At 76.7% G+C, this 4,539-nt stretch carries 4 protein-coding genes and 1 pseudogene; 2 read left to right on the top strand and 3 right to left on the bottom strand.

Annotated elements, in window-relative coordinates; translation table 11 throughout:
• Positions 1 to 828, bottom strand: a pseudogene (locus G3I42_RS32795) (peptidase); the annotation flags it as partial.
• 250 nt (positions 829 to 1,078) lie between these two features.
• On the opposite strand from G3I42_RS32795, the gene G3I42_RS32790 reads away from it, so the two are divergent.
• On the top strand, positions 1,079 to 2,083 hold the full coding sequence (locus G3I42_RS32790) for an NAD-dependent epimerase/dehydratase family protein (RefSeq protein ID WP_164291320.1): 1,005 nt from the start codon (positions 1,079 to 1,081) through the stop codon (positions 2,081 to 2,083).
• A 6-nt stretch (positions 2,084 to 2,089) separates the two neighbouring features.
• Here G3I42_RS32790 and G3I42_RS32785 read toward each other — a convergent pair whose 3' ends face one another.
• Positions 2,090 to 3,199, bottom strand: a complete 1,110-nt coding sequence (locus tag G3I42_RS32785) for a HAMP domain-containing sensor histidine kinase (protein ID WP_164291319.1) — start codon at positions 3,197 to 3,199, stop codon at positions 2,090 to 2,092.
• Positions 3,192 to 3,992 carry a response regulator transcription factor gene (locus tag G3I42_RS32780; protein ID WP_164291318.1) on the bottom strand — a complete coding sequence of 267 codons (801 nt, stop codon included), beginning with the start codon at positions 3,990 to 3,992 and terminating at the stop codon, positions 3,192 to 3,194. Before G3I42_RS32780 ends, G3I42_RS32785 begins: the two co-directional genes overlap by 8 nt.
• A gap of 121 nt (positions 3,993 to 4,113) precedes the next feature.
• On the opposite strand from G3I42_RS32780, the gene G3I42_RS32775 reads away from it, so the two are divergent.
• Positions 4,114 to 4,539, top strand: a 426-nt coding sequence (locus G3I42_RS32775; RefSeq protein WP_164291317.1) for a glycosyltransferase family 2 protein, incomplete at its 3' end; no start/stop codon positions are given.

Genomic DNA, 4,539 nt, shown 5'->3' with positions numbered 1-4,539 from the left:
GCCGTCGTCCCCGCTCGCGGCGACGACGGTGGTCCCGGCGCGCGCCGCCTCGGCGAGCACGGGGCGCAGCCCGCGCGCGATACCGGCGACCTGGTCCGCGCTGTCGCCGCGCTCGGACATGACGAAGCTGAGCGAGAGGACGTCGGGGCGCTGCGTGGTGAGCACGGTGCGCAGCGCGGCGGCGAGCGCTTCGGCGGCGTGCGCGTCGAGGACGCCGTCCGCGTCGACCTCGGGGAGGTCCACCTGGTGGTAGACGAGGTCGGCGCGCGGGGCCATGGCGTGCAGGGCCTCCATGTCGAGCGTCGCCTCGCGCGCGGTCGCGAGCATTCCGGCGTTGTCCTCGTCGAACGGGGCCGCCTTCGCGCCGTGCGGGGGCCGGTGCCGGACGACCTTCAGGTGGGGCGCGGGGAGCCCGAGGGCGTGGCTGAAGTGGCGGAGGTCGTCGGCGAGATGCGGGGAGCCGACGACGCCGAGGGAGGCGACGGTCGTCCCGGAGCCGTCGGTGCCGCCGTCGTTGAGCGTCCGCGTCCCGTACAGCCGCCGCAGCTGCGTGAAGGTGTAGCAGCCGGTGCCGGTCGCGCGCACGCAGGCCCTGCGGGCCTCGGCGGTGGCGGTGGCCCCCGGTTCGGGTGTGGCGGCCATCGCGGCGCGGGCCCGCCTGGCGGCCTCGCTCCCGGCGACGGTCTGGCAGCCGGTGAGGGCGAGGACGGAGGCGAGGGCGAGGGCGGCGAGGCGGAGGGCCCGCCCGGGACCGGGACGGGCGTGGGTCCGGGTGGCGGCGGGATGGCCGTGCGTACGGGTGGCGGCGCTGCGAGTCGTACGGGGCACGGGGCGGTCCTCCCTGGCGTACGGCAACCGGCGTCCCCCGGCACGGGGGCGCGCCCGGGCCCGTACCGCCCGGGGAGGACGGCACCGAGCGGAATCGGGGCGCGGAATCACCCTCCCCCGGGCTCCCCCGTTGCGCCACCCGGGGGACTGCGGCGGGGTGACGGCCGGGGTGGGTGCGAGGTTCTTACGAGGTGCTGACGTCCCCGCCGGAGCCCCCTCCGCGCGGGGCCGCCCCGCCTAGCGTGGGCGCATGCGCGTACTGGTCACCGGCGGTGCCGGGTTCATCGGGTCCCACGTCGTCGAAGCGCTCGCGGCGCGCGGGCACGAACCCGTCGTCTTCGACGTACGGGAGAACCCGGCGCACGACGTGCGCGACGCGGACGCCCTCGCGGGGGCGCTCGCGGGGATCGACGCGGTGTGCCACCAGGCGGCCATGGTGGGGCTGGGCAACGGGGTGCGGGACGCGGCCGAGTACGTCGGGCGCAACGACCTGGGCACCGCCGTGCTCGTGGCCGCCATGGCCGGGCGCGGCGTCCGCCGGCTCGTGCTCGCGGGCTCGATGGTCGTCTACGGCGAGGGCGCGTACACGTGCCCGCGCCACGGGGCGGTACGGCCGGGGCCGCGCACGGTCGCCGCTCTCGACGCGGGCCGCTTCGAGCCGTCCTGCCCCGCGTGCGGGGCAGCCCTGGAGCCGGGGCTCGTCGCCGAGGACGCCCCGGCGGACCCGCGCAACGTCTACGCGGCGACGAAGCTCGCCCAGGAACACCTGGCGGCGGCCTGGGCCCGCGCCACGGGCGGCACGGCCGTCTCGTTGCGCTACCACAACGTGTACGGCCCCCGGATGCCCCGCGACACCCCCTACGCGGGCGTCGCCTCCTTCTTCCGCTCGGCCCTCGCGGCGGGCCGGGCGCCGCGCGTCTTCGAGGACGGGCGCCAGCGGCGCGACTTCGTGCACGTACGGGACGTGGCGGCGGCCAACGTGGCGGCGCTGGAGGCCGGTACGGAGGCGGGGGCGCTCACCGCGTACAACACCGGGAGCGGGACGCCGCACACGGTGGGCGAGCTGGCGCACGCGCTCGCCGGGGCGTGCGGGGGCCCGGCACCGGTCGTCACGGGCGAGTACCGCCTCGGGGACGTCCGGCACGTCACTGCCGACTCCTCACGGCTGCGCGCCGACCTCGGCTGGAGGGCGGGGACCGGCTTCGCCGAGGGGATGCGCGAGTTCGCGGCGGAGGCTCCGGCGACGACGCGCTGACGGGTCCTACGGGGCGGGTGGCAGGGTGACCTCGAAGCGGCAGCCGCCGGGGATGTTGCGCACGGTGGCGCTTCCCTGGTGCGCCTCCACGATGCCGCGCACGATGGCGAGGCCGAGTCCCGCCCCGCCGGGCGGCGTCCGCGCGTGCTCGCCGCGCCAGCCCGTGTCGAAGACCCGCCCGATGTCCTGGTCGGGGATGCCGCCGCAGCCGTCCGAGACCGAGAGGACCACGCCGTCCTCGTGCCGTGCCGTGGCGACGGCGACCGTCCCGTCTGACGGCGTGCGGCGGATGGCGTTGACGAGGAGGTTGGCGAGCACCCGGCTCATCTCCTTGCCGTCCACCACCACCGGCACCGCCTCCACCCCTTCGCCGACCAGCCGCACCCCGTGCTCGCGGGCGAGCGGGTCCACGCCCGCGAGGGCGTCGCCGACGAGGTCGTACAGGGACATGCGCGCGGGGTGCAGGGGCAGCGCACCGGCGTGGATGCGGGAGAGTTCGAAGAGGTCGCCGACCATGCCGTCGAGCCGTTCGACCTCCGTCCTGATCCGGGTCAGGTAGCGGGCGGGCTCCGCGGCGACGCCGTCCTCCAGCGCCTCCGCCATGGCGCGCAGTCCCGCGAGCGGGGTGCGCAGGTCGTGCGAGATCCAGGCGACGAGTTCGCGCCGTGACGCCTCCAGGCCGCGTTCGCGTGCCGCCGAGGCGGCGAGCTTCTCGCCGGTCACGGCGAGTTCTCTGCTCAGGGCCTCCAGTTCGGCGGCGGCGGGCACGTCCGGCGCGCGGAAACCGTCCCCGTCGCCGAAGGAGCGGGTCGCGCGGGCGAGCGCGTTGCTGCTCGCGACGACCCAGCGGCCGAGGAGGAGCGCGGTGGCGAGCGAGACGACGGCCGCCATCGCGACGACGGTGGTCACGACGCTCAGGTCGTGCGGGGACAGGAACATCGCCCAGGCCACGGTGAGGGTCCCGGCGAGCATCGCGACGACGCTCACGCCGGAGACCACGGCGAGCGAGGTGATCAGCGAGCGGCGGCGCAGCAGCCGCAGCACGCACGCCCCGGCGAGTCCGGCCCCGGCGGCGCCCATGAGGGCGTAGAGGGCGATGAGAAGCGTGTCACGCATGCCGGTCCGTACTCCTGTCGCGCTCGTCCGGGCCGCCGGGGTCGTCCGCGACCGCCGTGTCCTCCCCGTCCGCCCCGTCCGCCTCGAAGCGGTACCCGACGCCCCACACCGTCCGGATCGCCCGCGGCGCGGCCGGGTCGTCCTCGATCTTCGCGCGCAGGCGGCGGATGTGCACGGTCACGGTGGACAGGTCGCCGAACTCCCAGCCCCAGACCTCGCTCATCAACTCCTCGCGGCTGTACGCGCGTCCCGGGTGGCGCAGGAAGAAGGCCAGCAGGTCGAACTCGCGCAGCGTCAGGGACAGCGGGGCGCCGTCGCGGGTCGCGAGGCGGGCGGCGGGGTCGAGGGCGAGACGCCCGACGCGCACGGGGTCCGGCTCCGGGTCGGGGCGGGTGCGGCGCAGGACGGACTCCACGCGCAGGACCAGTTCGCGGGGGCTGAACGGCTTGGTCACGTAGTCGTCCGCGCCCCGCTCCAGGCCGAGGATGCGGTCCTCCTCGTCGCCGCGCGCGGTGAGCATGACGACCGGCACGGCGGTCCGCGCGCGCAGCCGGCGGCACACCTCCAGGCCGTCCATGCCCGGCAGCATCAGGTCCAGGACGACGAGATCGGGGCGGTGCGTGTGCGCGCGGGCGAGCGCGCTCGGCCCGTCGCCCGCGCGGTCCACGGTGTAACCGGCGCGGTGCAGGTACCCGGTCACCACCTCGGCCACCGTGGGGTCGTCGTCGACGACCAGGACGTGGGGCGGGCCGCCGCCGTCCGCCGCCGCGCTTCTCTCGTAGGACTGCCGCATGGCCCCAGCGTGACACCGCGCCGCCCGCGACGTCCGCGCCCTCCTCCCGCCGGGGCCGGACGTCCGCGTTTCGTAAGATGAAGCGCCCGTTATGCCCCTTTCGCGTTCGTAGGCTGGGGACGTGATCTCTCCCACGACCGTTGACGTCGTCCTGCCCTGCCTCGACGAGGCCGAGGCGCTGCCCTGGGTGCTCGGGCGCGTCCCTCCCGGCTGGCGCGCGCTCGTCGTCGACAACGGTTCGCGCGACGGCTCGGCGCGGATCGCGGAGGAACTGGGGGCGTACGTGGTGCGGGAGCCGGTGCGCGGCTTCGGCGCCGCGTGCCACGCGGGGCTGCGGGCGGCGCGCGCCGACCTCGTGTGCTTCTGCGACTGCGACGCCTCGCTCGATCCCGGGCTGCTCGTCCCCTTCGTCCGCGAGATCGTCGCGGGCGAGGCCGATCTCGTGCTCGGCCGGCGGCGGCCCACCGCGCGGGGCGCGTGGCCGGCCCACGCGCGCGCGGGGAACCTGGCGCTGTCCCGGCTGCTGCGCCGCAGGACCGGGCTGCGC

The organism is Streptomyces sp. SID11385 (assembly GCF_010548245.1).
Taxonomy (GTDB): domain Bacteria; phylum Actinomycetota; class Actinomycetes; order Streptomycetales; family Streptomycetaceae; genus Streptomyces.
This window is presented reverse-complemented; position numbering and strand designations above follow the sequence as displayed.

Bases quoted from the DNA above. Each gene is read 5' to 3' on its own strand.
- G3I42_RS32790 (WP_164291320.1), top strand. From the start codon at position 1,079: ATGCGCGTACTGGTCACCGGCGGTGCCGGGTTCATCGGGTCCCACGTC.
- G3I42_RS32785 (WP_164291319.1), bottom strand. From the start codon at position 3,199: ATGCGTGACACGCTTCTCATCGCCCTCTACGCCCTCATGGGCGCCGCC.
- G3I42_RS32780 (WP_164291318.1), bottom strand. From the start codon at position 3,992: ATGCGGCAGTCCTACGAGAGAAGCGCGGCGGCGGACGGCGGCGGCCCG.